Genomic DNA, 15,342 nt, shown 5'->3' on the forward strand with positions numbered 1-15,342 from the left:
ATGCCAGAACAACCCGCCACCCGCATCGACGCGCACTTCATTGCCGCGGGCAAGTATCACGATATCGACTACCCCCGGCTCGAAATTCTCAAGCTGCTGGCCGAGCATCCTCACATCCGCACCACGGTGGCAGCGGATTATTCGGGACTTGAGCGGCTTGATCAGTGCCGCTTCCTCATCACCTACACCTGCGATCTGATGCCGACGCCCGAGCAAGCCGCCCAGTTGAAGGCGTGGATGGAGAAGGGCGGCAAGTGGATGGCACTCCACGGCACCAACTCGATCCTCGTCTTCACCGCCGACGGCCTCGTCGATGCGCCCGATGATCGCCCCGACGTGATGGAGATGCTCGGTACGCAATTCGTTGCCCACCCGCCGATCGGCAAGTTCCCGGTCGAGGTCGTCAACAAGGACCACGAGCTTACGAAAGGCATCGAGGATTTCGAGGTGGTGGACGAGCTTTACCTGTCGAAAACCACCGCACCTATCGACACGCTGATGCAGACCACCTTCGAAGGCGAGGCAACCGGCTTCACCCAAAGCCAGTGGGGCAAGACCACCGTACCTATCGTTTATACGAGGGATATCGGCGCGGGTCAGATCGTATACAATGCATTGGGCCATTGTCGCGGGCACTACGACCTTCCGGGCATGGCCGATTTCTACCCGCACAAGGAAATGTGCGCCTGGAATTACGACGTCTATTATGACCTCCTGCGGCGCACGATCCGCTGGGCCATGCGAGACGGGGCCTGACTGAATTACGTACGGGATCGACTGCAATGGATATGGACTTCTCCCCCGAGGACATCGCCTTCCGCGAAGAAGTGCGCGCTTTCCTCAAGGACAACCTGCCCGAACGCCTGCGTGATGGCGCGCGCCGAACGCCCGGCGTGTTCGTCGAGCCCGATATCGGCATGGAATGGCACCGCATTCTCTACCGGCAAGGCTGGGTCGCACCGCACTGGCCCGAGGCTGACGGCGGGACCGGCTGGTCACCGACGCAGAAGTTCATCTTCGAAAAGGAATGCGCGCTGGCCGGTGCGCCCGCGCTCGCGATCCTCGGCTTGCGCCTCGTCGGGCCTGTGATCTGCGCATTCGGCACGCCCGGACAGAAGGCGCGCTTCCTGCCGCGCATCCTGTCGGGCGACGATTATTGGTGCCAGGGCTATTCGGAGCCGGGTTCGGGCTCCGACCTTGCCAGCCTCAAGACCAGCGCCCGCCTGGACGGCGACGAATACGTCATCAACGGCTCCAAGATCTGGACCACTCACGCCCACCACGCCGACTGGATCTTCGCGCTAGTGCGCACCGATGCGACCGTAAAGAAGCAGGCCGGGATCAGCTTCCTGCTGGTCCCGATGGGTCAACCGGGCGTGGAAGTGACGCCGATCTATTCGATGTCGGGCGATCACGAGGTCAACGCGGTGTTCTTCACCGACGCCCGCACGCCCGCGGAAAACCGCATCGGCGAAGAAGGCCAGGGCTGGACCATCGCCAAGTTCTTGCTCGAGAACGAGCGCGGCGGATCGTGCTACGCCCCGCGCCTGCTGCAATCGATCGGACGGCTCGAAGCCCTTGCCCAGACCCAGCCTTCGGGCGTCAACGGCGCGATCGCGCATGACGCGCGCTTCCGCGACAAGCTCGCCCGCGTGCGGCTGGAGGCCGAAGCGCTGGAGGTGACCGAACTGCGCATCCTTGCCGAACTCGCCAAGGGCCGCGCACCTGGCCCGCAGACCTCGCTGGTGAAGCTTCTGGGATCGAACCTCGGTCAGCAAGTTGATGTGCTGCGGCTCGAACTGCTCGGACCGGATGCGTTGCAATTGCCGCTCGAACGCCCGCTTTATGGCAACGAAGCGCCTGAGCCGGTGGGAAGCGAATATGCCCAGACCGCGATGGGCCGCTACCTCAACAATCGCGCCGCGACGATCTTCGGCGGATCGGACGAGGTGCAGAAGAACATCATCGCCAAGACCGTTCTCGGTCTCTGAGAGGACTGCAAGAATGGACGTTTCGAAGCTGATGTTCCGCGAAGGCCTGATGACGGGCGAGCGGATCCTTGTCACCGGTGGCGGCACGGGGCTCGGGCGCGAGATGGCCGAGGCCTTCCTGAAGCTCGGCGCCACCGTCTACATCTGCGGTCGGCGGCAGAACAAGCTGGATGAAACGGCCGCGGAGCTCACCGCGCTCCATGGCGGCAAAATCGTCGGCATGGCCTGCGACATCCGCGATGCGGACGCGATCCACGCTATGGTCGATGCGATCTGGGCTGACGGCGGCGCGCTGACGGGCGTGGTCAACAACGCCGCCGGCAACTTCGTCAGCCGCACCGAGGATCTTTCGGTCAACGGCTTCAACGCCATCGCCGACATCGTGATGCGCGGCACCTTCTACGTAACGCTCGACATCGGCAAGCGGTTGATCGCCGAGAAGAAGAAGGCCAGCTTCCTGTCGATCCTGACCACCTGGGTGTGGTCTGGCAGCGCCTTCGTTGTGCCGTCTGCCATGAGCAAGACTGCGATCAACGCCATGACCCAGAGCCTTGCCACCGAATGGGGCCGCTATGGCCTGCGCTTCAACGCCATCGCTCCCGGCCTCTTCCCCACCAAGGGCATGAGCGCGCGGCTGCATCCGGGTGGCGCGGGCGGCAATTCGGGCAATTCGCTGAACCCTATGGGCCGCGCGGGCGAGATGCACGAGCTGGCCAACCTCGCGGTGTTCCTGATGGGGCCGGGGGCGGAGTACGTGAACGGCCAGACCATCGCGATCGACGGCGCGGGCTTCCAGGCCAATGGCGGGACGTTCTACCCGATGCTCAGCGCGCTCGGCGATGCCGAATGGGATCAGATGCGCGCGATGATCAAGGGCACGAACGAAAAGGATAAATCAGAAAGAACCGTGGGCTGAGAAGCCTTCAGGTCACCGCCGCACGTTCCTGAAATTCTTCCCGCTCCCACTCTCCACTCGCCAGCACATCGGCGAGATGGCGCGCAGCGTCAGCGATGTCGGCAAAGCTCAGGTAAGCGGGCGCAAAGCCCAGCCGCAGCACATCTGGCGCACGGAAATCGCCGATCACCCCGCGCGCGATCAGCGCCTGGCAGATGGCATAGGCTTCAGGGTGACGGAACGAGAGCTGGCTGCCTCGCTCGGTGCTTTTGGGCGGGCTGACCAGTTCCAGATCGACGCCATGCGCCATCAGACATTCGAGGAAGAATTCCGAAAGCGCCTGCGACTTGGCGTAAAGCCGGTCAACACCGATCTCCGCAATCAGATCGACCCCCACCTCCAGCGCCGCCAGCCCGAGCACCGGCGGGGTGCCACACTGGAGCCGGTCGATACCGTGAGCACCGGTGTAATCATCGGAGAAAGCGAAAGGCGCAGCGTGTCCGAACCAGCCGGTCAATGGCTGGGCAAGGTCAGCATGGTGCCGCTCTGCAACGAAGGCAAAGGCAGGAGCCCCCGGTCCGCCACACAGATACTTGTACCCGCAGCCCACCGCGAAATCCGCGCCCACCGCGTTCAGTTCAACGGGGAGCGCTCCGGTCGAATGCGACAGGTCCCACAGGACCAATGCGCCCGCTTCATGCGCAGCGCGAGTGAGCGCCGCCATGTCGTGCAGCGCCCCGGCTTTGTAATGGACATGGGTGAGCATCAGCAGCGCCACATCCCCGTCCAGCGCCGCCGCGAGCCTATCCCGCTGTGCCAACCGTCGCTCGGCGAGGCCCTGCGCTTCGAGCCCGGCAATCATATAGATATCAGTGGGGAAATTGCCCGGCTCGGACAGCACCACCTTCCGGCCCGGCCGCATCGCAAGCGCGGCGGCGATCAGCTTGAAAAGGTTTACGCTGGTCGAATCGCAGGCGATGACCTCGTGCGGCGCGGCCCCGACAAGCGGTGCGATCTTCGCGCCGACCCTTCCTGCCGCCTCGAACCAACCGGCGCTGTTCCACGAACGGATCAGCCCCTCGCCCCACTCCTGCTCCACCACCTGTGCCATCGCCGCAGGAGTCGCCTTGGGCAGCGCGCCCAGTGAATTGCCGTCGAGGTAGATCACACCCTCGGGCAGCGTGAACCGGTCGCGATACCCCGCCAGCGGATCGGCTGCATCGAATTCGGCAGCACGGCTTTCGGGAGTCATATTGCTGTTCTCACGCTCAACAGTTCGGGGAAGAAAGCCTGCTTCAGCACCCCTTCGAGATAGGGCACGCCGGGGGTGCCGCCAGTGCCGCGCTTGAACCCGATGATCCGCTCCACCGTCTTGAGGTGACCGAACCGCCAGCGCTGGAAGTGGTATTCAAGATCGACCAGCTTTTCGGCGAGTTCATACAGATCCCAGTGGCTCTGCGGGTCGCGGTAGATCGCTGCCCATGCTTCCTCGACACTGGCGTTGGCGGCGTAAGCGCTCGCCGGATCACGCTCCAGCGCAGCTGCATCGATCGCTAGGCCGCGGCGTGCCAGCAGCCGGATCGCCGCATCATACAGGCTTGCCCGCGCGCATTCCGCTTCCAGCCGCCCGGCCCAGTCGGCGTTGGATTTGTGAAGCCGCACATGCTTTCCGTCGCGGCCGCCGAGCATGAACTCCATCATGCGGTACTGGGCTGACTGGAAACCGCTCGACGCGCCCAGATGCGGCCGGATGGCCGAGTAATCATGCGGGGTCATCGTGGAAAGCACGTCCCAGCTCTGGATCAGTTGTTGCTGCGCCCGCGCCACCCGGGCGAGCATCTTGAAGGCCGGGCGCAAATCGTCGGCCTCGATGCATTCGCGGGCCGCCGTCAGTTCATGCAGGCACAGCTTGAGCCATAGCTCGCTCGCCTGATGGACAATGATGAACAACAGCTCGTCATGCGCCTGCGATGCCGGGTGCTGCGCGGCAAGGATGCGGTCAAGATCGAGATAGCTCGCGTAGGTAACATCAGCGCTCATGGCAGCGCTTTAGCGCGGGGGCTGCCACAAGGAAACTAGCCCTCGATCACCCGCGCTTCGGGATGGTGCTTGTCGATGTGCTTCAGGATGATCCTGAGATTCTTGCTGTTCGAGCGGAACACTAGGTCAGCCGCGTCACCCACCACCGGAATGGCGCCGATCGCGGTGTCGAACAAGACATTGGCACCCATTCGCGCCAACTTCCACTTGGGCATGCCAAGATTGCGGGCTTCCCAGATGACATAAGCGCCCATCGCCGTGGTCACGATTTCACCCAGCACCGGCACGAGGCCGACGATGGCATCAAGACCGACGGGCATATTGATACCGGGGATCGTGAAACTGCGCTCCAGCACCTTTTCTATCGCCGTCACACGAGCGCGCACCGAAGCGGCGTCGGTTCCGGTCGGCAGAGCAAAGGTCATGGTTTCAGGGCGGCGGGGCATGGGCGTCTCCATGCGACCTATGTGGTGGGCTGCGAAAGCGGGAACAAGGGGTGCATCCCCCAGGCATTGGGCAGATAGTTGCGCAGCGAACCACGCACCAGCGACCAGCGCACCGGCGCGCCCAGCGGAATATAGACCTCGCGTTCGACCAGCGCAGCATGGGCTTCGACGAGCAGCTGCTCGCGGCGCGCCGGATCACGCTCGCCCAATGTCTCGCGCACCAGCGCATCGGCGCGGGGCGCGCACAGTCCGGCTCCGAGGCTGCAATTGAACTGGTTCAGGTACCAGCGCGGCGACGTGTAGCGCGCCAGTGTGTCCCGCAACTCGATATCGGCGGCCTCCCCCGGCGCTGCGCGTTTGACCGATACCCCGATAGCGCCCCACGCCTGCACCAGCTGCTTGAAAAGAAGGTCGCTGCCCGTTCCGCGCGGCAGGGCCACTCGCACCACCGGATCCCTGCCCGGCCCGGCCCAGGCACGCACTCTTCCGGCTGCGACCCTGCGCCGGTCCTCGATCGAGGCACCGTTCCAGCGGTCTTCTTCGTGGGGCGCAGCAGCGAACATATCGGGCGGCACGATCCAGCTGCTTTCGCGCCAGCCGCTCAGTCCGAAGCTCTGGATCAGCGCGGCGCGATCTATCGCCATCGAAAGCGCTTCACGGCGGGCCGGATCGGCCAACAGGCCCGTTTCGCGCTTTACGGTCAGCCCCAACAGGCCGAGCGCCGGATCAACCTGGATCGTCCCGCGCGAAAGTGGCCCGGCCTCGGCCTGCGGAAAATCGACGATGCTGCCGCCCAGCACCAGATCGACATCCCCGCGCGAGAACGCTGCGACGGCATTCTTGGCAGAGAGCGCCCTGACGGCGACCGGCCGGGCAACATCCTCCCAGTCCTCACGCGCAGGCAGGCCGCGCGATTCTGGTGGCAAAGCCGACAGCCGTGCGCTTGCATCCGCCTCGCTGCGCGACATCACCATTGGACCGGCACCGCTGCCGTTCCTGGAGAAGCCGAGTTCGGGCTGGGCGAGCAGGCGAAGAAAATCCGACATCGGGGAGGTCAGACGGACCTCGATCACCCGCCCCGTCATCGCCCGGATATCGCGCACCTTGCCCAGATCAAGCCCGAGCGATGTGCCGCGCACCCGGGCAATCGCCCCGCGCAACTGATCGCGGACTTCTGTCGCCGTGATCTCCTCACCACCCGGCCAGGTGCTGTCGCGCAAGCGGAAGATGTAGCTCAGGCCATCTTCGGTGACGATCCAGCGCTCGGCGATGGCGGGCACCACCTGCCCCGCCTGATCGAGCGTGACCAGACCTTCAAAGGTCGCGCCGCGGACGTGCTGCGCAGGCAGCGCAAGGCGCACGCCTTGCTGGTAGAGGCTGTCAGGCGCTCCGATGATCGCGACCTCGACCGGGCCGCCGCCGCCCGAAGGGCCGCAGGACGAGAGCACGAGGGCAGCAAACAGAGGCAACCAGAATCGCATTGCGCCCTGCCTAGCAGGTTGCGATGCGCCGGTCAGCTTGCAGGAAATGTAGCGTGGGGACAGTGCCCGGATAATCGGGTCAGATCTTGCGAAGCTGGCTCGGTTCAGGCGGGGGAGGTGCGCGGTGCGCCCAGGAAGGCTTGACGATCGCAGCCGCCGGATCTTCGGCAGTTTGCAAGGGTCTGCGCGCTTTCTGGGAATCGACCTCTTCGTCGAAAGCAACGCCGAAGCGGTTGTCCTGCACCCAGGCGACTGTTCCGCCGACGGCACCGATGTTGCGCAGTTCAACCGAAACGCGGTGCCCGCGTTGGATGCGCATGTGGCCTTCGCCCATCATTCCGCCATCGGAAAGGTTGCGCACCCGCACGCTGTGCAGTTCGGCGCTTTGTTCGACACGAATGTCAGCCAGCAAAAACAGGCTGTCGCGCGCAACGCTGCGTGTCTCTACTCCTGTCATCGTGCAGAACGCCTCCTCAGCGGAACTTTGATCGAGCCGGCTGCCCTGATGATGCGTGACAGGCCCCTCTCGCAATACCGCTATTGAAGCATTTGCAGTTAACGCGAGGTAAAATGACGCCCGAGGGCGTGGGTCTTGTTCTCTGGCGTCCCAAGGCGGCACAGCACGCGGGCCGCCCGTTTACGCTTAATCGTCGCGAGAGACCTTTTCGCGCCGCTCGTGCGCTTCTTGCGCTTCGACCGTCATGGTCGCGACCGGCCGCGCGATCAGGCGGCGCAGGCCGATCGGATCGCCGGTGACCTCGCAATAGCCATATTCTCCTGAATCGATCCGGCGCAGCGCAGAATCGATCTTGGAAACGAGCTTGCGCTGGCGGTCGCGGGTGCGCAGTTCGATGCCCCAGTCGGTTTCGCTTGAGGCACGATCGGTCAGATCTGCCTCACGGATCGGGCCATCCTGCAATGATTGCAGCGTCTGCCCCGCGGCGGAATGGATCGAGCGCTTCCATTCGATCAGCAGCATCCGGAAATAGGCCTGCTGGCGTTCGTTCATGTACTCCTCGTCCTCGCTCGGCACATAGTCCGGAGCGAGCAGGCGTTTGGCCTTTTCGAGGATATCGATATCGTCAGACGCGGTGGTTGGCATCAAGCTCTCTCATCCCGTGAGCTGCTGGGAAGACCATCGCGTCCTGACGCCTTGAATTTTTTCATTGGCTCACTTGGTCCCAGCAAGCTGAAGCAATGCGGGCCCTATAGGCAAGGCCCCGTAGGCGCACAAGCGGCTTTGGTAAGGAGGCGGGGCAAAAGAGGCCGGCGCATAAAGTCCAAACGGCGTTAACCAATTTTTGACCATAAACGCCGCACTTCTCTCATTACGGAAGGTCGCCTTGGGGGGTGGCCAGGTGACTGAGGAAGTTCAACATGGCAATCATCGCAATCGGAGCGAATGTTTCACGGGAAACATCGGGCGAAGGCCTGCTTGGGGGATGGCTGGCGGCGGCTGGACGGGGTCAAGCGGGGGCCTGCTTCGATCTGGGCGTCGCTTTCTCGACGGGTAGCAACGGCGCGACCTGCGATCTCATTGAAGCGCACAAGTGGTTCAACCTCGCCGCCGCCCGCGGCCATGAGGAAGCCGCCTATTGCCGCGCCGACATTTCGGAAGAAATGACCGCCCGTGAAATCGCCGAAGCCCAGCGCCGCGCGCGCCAGTGGCTGGCCGAAGGTCGCCTGCGCGCGGCCTAAGCCTTCTTGAACGGCGTGCGGCTGCCGAGATACATCTGGTCGCTCGCCACCCCTTCGCGCTCGCGTTCGAGAAAGTCGGCGACGGCTGCGCGAAACCCGGGATCGGCGATCCAGTGCGCTGACCATGTCTGCACCGGTTCGTAACCGCGGGCCAGCTTGTGCCCGCCTTGCGCGCCCGCCTCGACACGCGAAAGCCCGCGCGCGATCGCGATGTCGATGGCCTGATAGTAGCACAGCTCGAAATGCAGGAAGCGCACCTCGCGCGTGCAGCCCCAGTAGCGCCCGTAGAGCGCGTCGCTGCCAACGAAGTTCAACGCTCCGGCAATCGGCACATCTCCGTCATAGGCGAGGATCAGCACGATCCGATCCCCCATCCTTTGCCCGAGCAGGCTGAAGGCCTCGCGCGTCAGATAGGGCTGCCCCCATTTTCGCGCGCCGGTGTCCTGATAGAAAATCCAGAAGGCGTCCCAATGCGCCTCGGTAATCTCGCCGCCGGTGAAGTGCCGGATGGTGAGGCCTTCCACCGCGCTGCTGCGTTCCTTGCGCAGATCCTTGCGCTTGCGCGATGACAGCTGGCCAAGGAAATCGTCGAAGCTCGCATAGCCGCGGTTGAACCAGTGGAACTGGATATCGGCGCGCGGCATCCATCCGCCTTCTTCGAACACCGGCAATTGCTCGGGATCGATAAAGGTCGCGTGGGCCGAGGACATTTTGTTCTGAAGGCACACCGCTTCCGCGCCCTTCAGCAGGTGCGGGGCAAGCGCCGGATCGCTGAGCAGCAGGCGCGGGCCGGTTGCGGGAGTGAAAGGCGCCGCAATCTGGAGCTTGGGGTAATATCGCCCGCCCGCGCGGTGCCATGCATCGGCCCAGGCGTGATCGAAGACATATTCGCCTTGGCTGTGCCCCTTGGCGTAGGACGGCATTGCGGCGAGCAGCGTGCCCGCCTCGTCGGTGATGGCGATCGGTGCCGGTTCCCAGCCGGTGCCGGGGCCAACGCTGCCAGAGTCCTCCATTGCGGTCAGGAACTCGTGCGATACGAAGGGGTTATCGCACCCGCCCAGCGCGTTCCATTCCTCGCGGTCGAAAGCGCCGACCGAAGAGGCAATGCGAACGGTCAGCTCGCCGGAATTTTCGGGGCGATCGCTCACGCCAGCCCTGCCCCTTCGGCAATCAGCGCATCGGCATGGGCAAGGCCGGTGGCGCGGGTCTCGGGCGAGCGGACGGTCCAGGTCAGCAGCGGCTTGCCACCGGCGCGCCACGCCCCCGCCTCGGGCCGCGTCAGATCGCGCACGTCGACGGCGAGGAACTCGGGCTGTGCTTCAGCGAGCACTGACGGGTCGCGCCAGACGCCTTCAAAGCCGTTCTGCAAACTGTCAGTGCCCACCAGCCCGCGCGTCATGTGCGGCGCTTCGGCGGCAAACCATGCCGCAACACGCGGATCGAAACTCATTACGGCAAAGTGGCCCGCGTAATCCGCCAGCAAAAGCGAGACCTGACGGCACGAGCGCGCCACATCATACCCCGGCATCGACTTGATCTCGATCAGCAGCGGCACGCGGCCCGCGATTGCCTCAAGGAAACGGCCCAGCCGCACCGGATGTTGATCCGTGCCGAGCAGGTTCAGCGCTTCAAACGCGTCGGCACTGACCATCGCGGCCAGACCTGCCGTGCCGGTCAGGCGGGGCAGATCCCAGTCGTGAAACACCATCGGCACGCCATCGGCGCTCATCTGGATATCGCATTCGATCCCCATGCCTGCCGCAATGGCGCCTTCGGCTGCTGCCAGCGAGTTTTCAGGCACGCCATCGTGGTGCAATCCGCGGTGGGCATACTCCCACTGCGTCAACCAGTCGGGAGCCCGGCGTGGAGTCATGCCTTCAGCGCGACAACCGCATCAACCTCGACCGCGGCACCGCGCGGAAGCGCAGGCACACCGACCGCAGCGCGGGCGTGTTGCCCTGCGCCGCCGAAGATCTGCTCCATCAGGTCCGACGCACCATTGGCAACTTCGGGCTGCTGCGTGAATTCCGCCGTGCAGTTGATGAACGCGCCAAGCTTCACCACCCGCTCGACAGAATCGAGCAGGCCTGCGGCCTGAAGCTGGGCCACGATCATCAGCCCGCAGGCACGCGCGGCGGCCTTCCCGGCTTCAACGTCGACATCATCGCCGAGCCGGCCTGTCACCACAACGCCATCGACGAACGGGAGCTGGCCCGAAACATAGGCCATGCCGCCATGCACCACCACCGGGACATAGCTGGCGACCGGGGCCGCGGCCTTGGGCAGAGTGATGCCGAGTTCGGCGAGTTTTGCGGTGTAGGTCATTCTCAATTCTCCAGTCGTTCCAGCAGCCACGGCAGGGCTTCATCCCAGCGGTCGATCCGGGCTTCGGCGTGGCCTGATTTATGGGCGCAATCAATGGCGTGGGCGATCATTGGCTCGCCGCACAGGTGTAGCCGCGTGACGTGCGGGGTGATTTCGGCGACCGAGGCGTGGTGCTGGGCGAGATCATCGATGAACAGCGCGCGGGTCGGGGCATATTCGTCGATGATCGCCTTCAGCGCCGGGCCTTTCGGACCCTGATTGGTGAAGACGCGGGCATTGATGCCGACCTTGGCAAGCTGCTCGGCACGCGCGTCGCGGTGGCCATCGACGAGGTTGGTGAGGATCACCACATCGGCCTTTTCCGCGAGGGTGTTGATCCCCTCCACCGCGCCCGCGATGGGCTTCTGGCTGTCCATCTCGTTATCGAAGAAGCGGCCCAGCATCTTCCAGATATCGGCAGGTGCGAGCAGGTCCCCGCTTTCCTGCCAGCGCAGGGCTTCGGCGAAGTTATGGCCTTCCAGATGGAAGCTCACGCCCTGGCTAGCTTCCAGCCAGTCCTTGAAGGGCGCGACCATGTGCAGCAGCACTTCGTCGCAATCGGAGATGATCAGGGGGCGGGTCATGAAAGCAAAGCGTCCTTGGCGGCGACCAGTTCCTCCGGGGTGACGGCAAGTGCTTCTGCCGCGCGGATCAGGTCTGTTTCGTGATTGGCGAGGAATTCGAGCGCCGAGGCAAGGATCATGGGATCGCCCAGTCCGGCACGCAGAGAATCGGGATCGAGACCGGTCAATTCAAGGTAGCGCGCGGCGCGATCTTCGCATTCCAGCACCCAGCCGAGCGCCGCCAGCGCGAGCGTTTGCGGGTTTGCGGGTTCGGAAGGTGGGCGAAGCGGGATTGTCCTGTCCTTCGGGCGAGGTTAGTCGTAAGCAGGGCGAATGCGGGGCAAGCAGTGACAAAGCGGATCATGGTTGTCGAGGACAATGACCTCAACAGGAAATTGTTCTGCGATGTGCTTAGGGCCAATGGTTTCGATGTCGAGCCGGTGGCCGATGGCGACAAGGTGCTTGATACGGCGCGGCTGGTGTCGCCCGATCTCATCATCATGGATATCCAGCTGGGCGGGATTTCCGGCGTCGACCTGATCGAAGCCGCCAAGCGCGATCGCAGGCTCGCGGGCATCCCCGTGCTGGCGGTAACTGCTTTCGCCGCCAAGGGTGACGAGGAACGCATCAGGGCGGCAGGGGCAGAAGGCTATCTGTCGAAGCCCGTCTCGATCGGGCCTTTCATGTCGGCGGTCAACGCGCTCGTCTAGGCCGCCGCGCCCCCTTGCGGCGCGCCGAAAACTTGACAAGCTGCATCATCCGCCGCTTTGCAGGCGTAACTCAGGGCGACAGCCCGCCCGACCAGACGAAAGCACTCCGCGCCATGACCCCCGCAGACGTTGACGCCTCCATCCGCACCCTCATCGAACCCTTCAACAAGAAGGGCGTCGCGATCGAGGATTCGACCACCTTTGCCGGCGATCTCGAATTCGACAGCCTGACCGTGATGGATTTCGTCGCCGAGATCGAAGACGAATTCGATGTGATCATCTCGATGAACCAGCAGGCAGAGATCGAAAACTGGGGCCAGCTCGTCGCGGCAGTCCACAAGCTGCAGGATAGCTGATAATGGCGACTTCCATGACCGAGACCCTTACCGCCTCCGAGCCGGTTGACCTGCTCGCCAAGTTCGATCCGATTATCCAGACCCGCGAAGCGCTGCTCGCTGCTGGCGTGGAGGACCCGTTCAACCTCGTGATGGAGGAAGTGCTCTCGCCCACCCGCGCGATTTGCAACGGGCGCGACACGATCCTGCTCGGCACCTATAATTACATGGGCATGACCTTCGATCCGGACGTGATCGCGGCGGGCAAGCAGGCGATGGAAGACTTCGGCGCCGGCACCACCGGCAGCCGCGTGCTCAACGGCACCTTCCGCGATCACCGCGACGTCGAAACCGCGCTGCGCGAATTCTACGATATGGACCACGCGATGGTCTTCTCGACCGGGTATCAGGCCAATCTCGGGATCATCTCGACGCTGGCGGGCAAGGGTGATTACGTCATCCTCGACATCGACAGCCACGCCTCGATCTATGATGGCTGCGCGATGGGCAACGCCGAGATCGTGCCGTTCAGGCACAACGACGTCGAAGCCCTGGAGAAGCGCCTCAAGCGTATTCCCGAAGGCGCGGGCAAGCTTGTGGTGCTCGAAGGCGTCTATTCGATGATGGGCGACGTCGCCCCGCTCAAGGAAATGGTGCGCGTCTCCAAGGAAAACGGCGCGATGGTGCTGGTCGACGAGGCGCATTCGATGGGCTTCATCGGCGAACACGGCCGCGGCGTCGCCGAAGAACAGGGCGTGCTGGATCAGGTCGATTTCATCATCGGCACCTTCTCCAAGAGCGTCGGCACCGTCGGCGGCTTCTGCGTGTCGAACCACCCGAAGTTCGAAGTGCTGCGGCTGGTGTGCCGCCCTTATGTCTTCACCGCCGCGCTGCCGCCTGCGGTGATGGCTAGCTCGGCCACCTCGATCCGCAAGCTGATGCATGGCGGCAACAAGCGCGCGCATCTGTGGGAGAACAGCCGGACCCTCCACAAGGGCCTGCGCGATCTGGGCTTCAAGCTCGGCACCGAAACCCCGCAGAGCGCGATCATCGCGGTGATCATGCCCGATCTCGAAAAGGGTGCGATGATGTGGGAGGCGCTGTTGAAGGAAGGCCTCTACGTCAACCTCGCGCGGCCTCCGGCGACGCCTGCGGGCATGACCCTGCTGCGCTGCTCGCTTTGTGCAGAGCATACCGCGGAGCAGGTGCAGACCATCCTCGGCATGTTCGAGCGGGCGGGTAAGGCAATCGGGATTATCTGAGCAAGGCGACGCGAAAGGCGATTGCCTTTTGCTGTCCTGCCGATAGCATGCCCCTGTTTTTTCAAGGGGTCGCATCCGATGGTATTCTTTTCATCCGCGAAACGGATTGCTCTGACCGCGTCCGCTAGCCTTGCCGTGCTGGCTCTGTCGGGGTGCGGCGGAGGGGGCAGCAGTGGCGGGTCGGGCCCACCATCGGCGGGCGCGCCGACGCGTCCCAGCTTCACCTCATCCGCCGCGCCAAGCATTGTCGAGAACATCGCGACCGTCTTCTACACGGCGACAGCCACCGATCCGCAGGGTGACCCGATCACCTTCTCGCTGTCCAGCGGACCCGACGCCGACAAACTGGTGCTCGACAGCAACGGCGGGCTGCGGTTCAATCAGGCGCCCAATTACGACCTGCCAATCGACGCCAATCTCGACAATGTCTACGAAGTGACCTTGCGTGCCACCGCGGGGGGCGAGACCACCGACCTCGCGCTGCGCGTCCGCGTCACCAACGATGTCGAAGGCGTGCAGGTTACCCGCGTGGCAACCGGGATGGTCGATCCGGTCAGCATTGCCAGAGTGTCGGGCGAAGACACGCTGCTGATCGCTGAAAAAGGCGGGCGCGTGCTGCGCTATAACGGCGCCACTGGCGCTCTCAGCGAAGACACTTTCGTGCGCGACAACCGGCGTCCCGGTGAAGTGCTGGCGGTCAGCTACGGTTTTGAAGGAAGCGTTTACCAGGAGGGGATCTATCTGGTCACGCACAGCGCCGCCGATGGTCTGACGGTGCAGGCTTTCAACCCCAAGCGGAGCGTTACCGGCTTTGTCACGCTGGGTGGAGCCTGGAGCGCGCCGACCACCGTGTCGATGATCCGTACCGGCAGCATTTTTATCGCAGTCGGCTCTCCGGCTGAGAGTGATGCGCAGGACGCATCGAAACCCTACGGCAAGCTGATCGAGCTTCCCTTCATCGACCCCTTCGCCGGAGCGAGCGTCCCGCCGTCGGATCGCATCAACTTCCGACCGCAGACCGTCGGCGATGGCATCCGCCGCCCGGGCGGCTTTTCCTACGGCAATGCCAGCATTTTCCTCTCGGACCGCGGCGGAAGTCGCGAGCACGAGATGACGATTTTCCAGCCCAACTGGCGCCCACTCGATTTCGGCTGGCCGTTCTACGAAGGCTCGCAGGAAACCCGCGCCAATCCGCCTGCGGCGGTCAACGGGCCGACTCTGGTCTATCCCTTCGGCACCGGGAACCGGCAGGGCGAAGGGATCGTCGCAGGCGTGCTCAACGATTACCGCTTCCTGCCCGCATTGGGCGACACCTATATCTTCGCCGATATCAACGGCACGATCTTCTCCGTTCACCAGCTTCGCCTGAATGACGGCTTCCGTCACACGACCAATGTGTTCGAGACCAAGACCGAAGACTTTGTGCCGGATGCCGGGCGGATAGACGGGCCGGTTGGGTTCGCGCTCGGCAACGGCACCGATCACTTCTTCATCCTCGACCGCGACGGCGAGATCTTCCGGGTGTCGCAGCGCCCCACCTGACCGGATGGCGGCGGC

19 protein-coding genes are annotated in these 15,342 nt (G+C 63.9%); 8 read left to right on the forward strand and 11 right to left on the reverse strand.

All coding sequences use genetic code 11. The features are described from left to right. The 3 genes from KVF90_RS01720 to KVF90_RS01730 are packed head-to-tail and all read left to right on the forward strand — an operon-like array spanning nucleotide 1 to nucleotide 2,907. On the forward strand, nucleotides 1–756 hold the full coding sequence (locus KVF90_RS01720) for a ThuA domain-containing protein (protein WP_264393130.1): 756 nt from the start codon (nucleotides 1–3) through the stop codon (nucleotides 754–756). 26 nt (nucleotides 757–782) lie between these two features. Next, a complete protein-coding gene (locus KVF90_RS01725; RefSeq protein WP_264393131.1) occupies nucleotides 783–1,991 on the forward strand; it encodes an acyl-CoA dehydrogenase family protein in 1,209 nt (402 codons plus the stop codon). A 13-nt stretch (nucleotides 1,992–2,004) separates the two neighbouring features. Then, entirely contained in the window at nucleotides 2,005–2,907 is a 903-nt protein-coding gene (locus KVF90_RS01730) for an SDR family oxidoreductase (RefSeq protein WP_264393132.1), read from the forward strand. Between the two features lie 7 nt (nucleotides 2,908–2,914). On the opposite strand, the gene kynU is transcribed toward KVF90_RS01730, so the two are convergent. From kynU to dksA, 6 genes are all read right to left on the reverse strand, one after another. Continuing rightward, on the reverse strand, nucleotides 2,915–4,138 hold the full coding sequence (kynU, locus tag KVF90_RS01735; protein WP_264393133.1) for a kynureninase: 1,224 nt from the start codon (nucleotides 4,136–4,138) through the stop codon (nucleotides 2,915–2,917). Further along, on the reverse strand, nucleotides 4,135–4,926 hold the full coding sequence (locus KVF90_RS01740) for a tryptophan 2,3-dioxygenase (RefSeq protein ID WP_264393134.1): 792 nt from the start codon (nucleotides 4,924–4,926) through the stop codon (nucleotides 4,135–4,137). Before KVF90_RS01740 ends, kynU begins: the two co-directional genes overlap by 4 nt. A gap of 35 nt (nucleotides 4,927–4,961) precedes the next feature. Then, entirely contained in the window at nucleotides 4,962–5,372 is a 411-nt protein-coding gene (locus KVF90_RS01745) for a DUF4112 domain-containing protein (RefSeq protein ID WP_264393135.1), read from the reverse strand. Between the two features lie 17 nt (nucleotides 5,373–5,389). Then, nucleotides 5,390–6,853: an ABC transporter substrate-binding protein gene (locus tag KVF90_RS01750; protein ID WP_264393136.1), complete on the reverse strand. Its 1,464-nt coding sequence runs from the start codon at nucleotides 6,851–6,853 to the stop codon at nucleotides 5,390–5,392. 79 nt (nucleotides 6,854–6,932) lie between these two features. Continuing rightward, the gene (locus KVF90_RS01755; RefSeq protein ID WP_264393137.1) at nucleotides 6,933–7,310 is read right to left on the reverse strand and encodes a PilZ domain-containing protein; all 378 of its coding nucleotides are present in this window, start codon (nucleotides 7,308–7,310) and stop codon (nucleotides 6,933–6,935) included. A gap of 186 nt (nucleotides 7,311–7,496) precedes the next feature. Then, complete coding sequence (dksA, locus tag KVF90_RS01760) at nucleotides 7,497–7,955, reverse strand: RNA polymerase-binding protein DksA (RefSeq protein ID WP_264393138.1); 459 nt, start codon at nucleotides 7,953–7,955, stop codon at nucleotides 7,497–7,499. A gap of 275 nt (nucleotides 7,956–8,230) precedes the next feature. Here dksA and KVF90_RS01765 point away from each other — a divergent pair, with 275 nt between their 5' ends. Further along, a complete protein-coding gene (locus KVF90_RS01765) occupies nucleotides 8,231–8,551 on the forward strand; it encodes a hypothetical protein (protein WP_264393139.1) in 321 nt (106 codons plus the stop codon). On the opposite strand, the gene KVF90_RS01770 is transcribed toward KVF90_RS01765, so the two are convergent. Genes KVF90_RS01770 through KVF90_RS01790 form a run of 5 tightly spaced genes read right to left on the reverse strand, consistent with a single transcriptional unit; the run spans nucleotide 8,548 to nucleotide 11,771 of the window. After that, the gene (locus KVF90_RS01770) at nucleotides 8,548–9,699 is read right to left on the reverse strand and encodes a GNAT family N-acetyltransferase (protein ID WP_413676999.1); all 1,152 of its coding nucleotides are present in this window, start codon (nucleotides 9,697–9,699) and stop codon (nucleotides 8,548–8,550) included. The two genes, KVF90_RS01765 and KVF90_RS01770, sit on opposite strands and share 4 nt — an antisense overlap. Further along, nucleotides 9,696–10,424, reverse strand: coding sequence for a glycerophosphodiester phosphodiesterase family protein (locus KVF90_RS01775; RefSeq protein WP_264393140.1), 729 nt, complete (start codon nucleotides 10,422–10,424; stop codon nucleotides 9,696–9,698). The genes KVF90_RS01770 and KVF90_RS01775 overlap by 4 nt, the downstream gene beginning before the upstream one ends. Next, nucleotides 10,421–10,876: a RidA family protein gene (locus KVF90_RS01780; RefSeq protein ID WP_264393141.1), complete on the reverse strand. Its 456-nt coding sequence runs from the start codon at nucleotides 10,874–10,876 to the stop codon at nucleotides 10,421–10,423. The genes KVF90_RS01775 and KVF90_RS01780 overlap by 4 nt, the downstream gene beginning before the upstream one ends. A 2-nt stretch (nucleotides 10,877–10,878) precedes the next feature. Beyond that, entirely contained in the window at nucleotides 10,879–11,499 is a 621-nt protein-coding gene (locus tag KVF90_RS01785) for an HAD family hydrolase (protein WP_264393142.1), read from the reverse strand. Next, a complete protein-coding gene (locus tag KVF90_RS01790; protein WP_264394615.1) occupies nucleotides 11,496–11,771 on the reverse strand; it encodes a DUF3572 domain-containing protein in 276 nt (91 codons plus the stop codon). The genes KVF90_RS01785 and KVF90_RS01790 overlap by 4 nt, the downstream gene beginning before the upstream one ends. A 54-nt stretch (nucleotides 11,772–11,825) precedes the next feature. Here KVF90_RS01790 and KVF90_RS01795 point away from each other — a divergent pair, with 54 nt between their 5' ends. The 4 genes from KVF90_RS01795 to KVF90_RS01810 all read left to right on the forward strand — a co-directional run bounded on the left by KVF90_RS01795 (nucleotide 11,826) and on the right by KVF90_RS01810 (nucleotide 15,327). Next, complete coding sequence (locus KVF90_RS01795) at nucleotides 11,826–12,188, forward strand: response regulator (protein WP_264393143.1); 363 nt, start codon at nucleotides 11,826–11,828, stop codon at nucleotides 12,186–12,188. A gap of 113 nt (nucleotides 12,189–12,301) precedes the next feature. After that, nucleotides 12,302–12,544 carry an acyl carrier protein gene (locus KVF90_RS01800; protein WP_264393144.1) on the forward strand — a complete coding sequence of 81 codons (243 nt, stop codon included), beginning with the start codon at nucleotides 12,302–12,304 and terminating at the stop codon, nucleotides 12,542–12,544. A gap of 14 nt (nucleotides 12,545–12,558) precedes the next feature. Then, nucleotides 12,559–13,785: a serine palmitoyltransferase gene (gene spt / locus KVF90_RS01805; protein ID WP_264393145.1), complete on the forward strand. Its 1,227-nt coding sequence runs from the start codon at nucleotides 12,559–12,561 to the stop codon at nucleotides 13,783–13,785. 78 nt (nucleotides 13,786–13,863) lie between these two features. Continuing rightward, the gene (locus KVF90_RS01810) at nucleotides 13,864–15,327 is read left to right on the forward strand and encodes a hypothetical protein (RefSeq protein WP_264393146.1); all 1,464 of its coding nucleotides are present in this window, start codon (nucleotides 13,864–13,866) and stop codon (nucleotides 15,325–15,327) included. The last annotated feature ends 15 nt before the right edge of the window (nucleotides 15,328–15,342 follow it).

It is taken from the genome of Porphyrobacter sp. ULC335 (assembly GCF_025917005.1).
Classification (GTDB): Bacteria; Pseudomonadota; Alphaproteobacteria; order Sphingomonadales; family Sphingomonadaceae; genus Erythrobacter.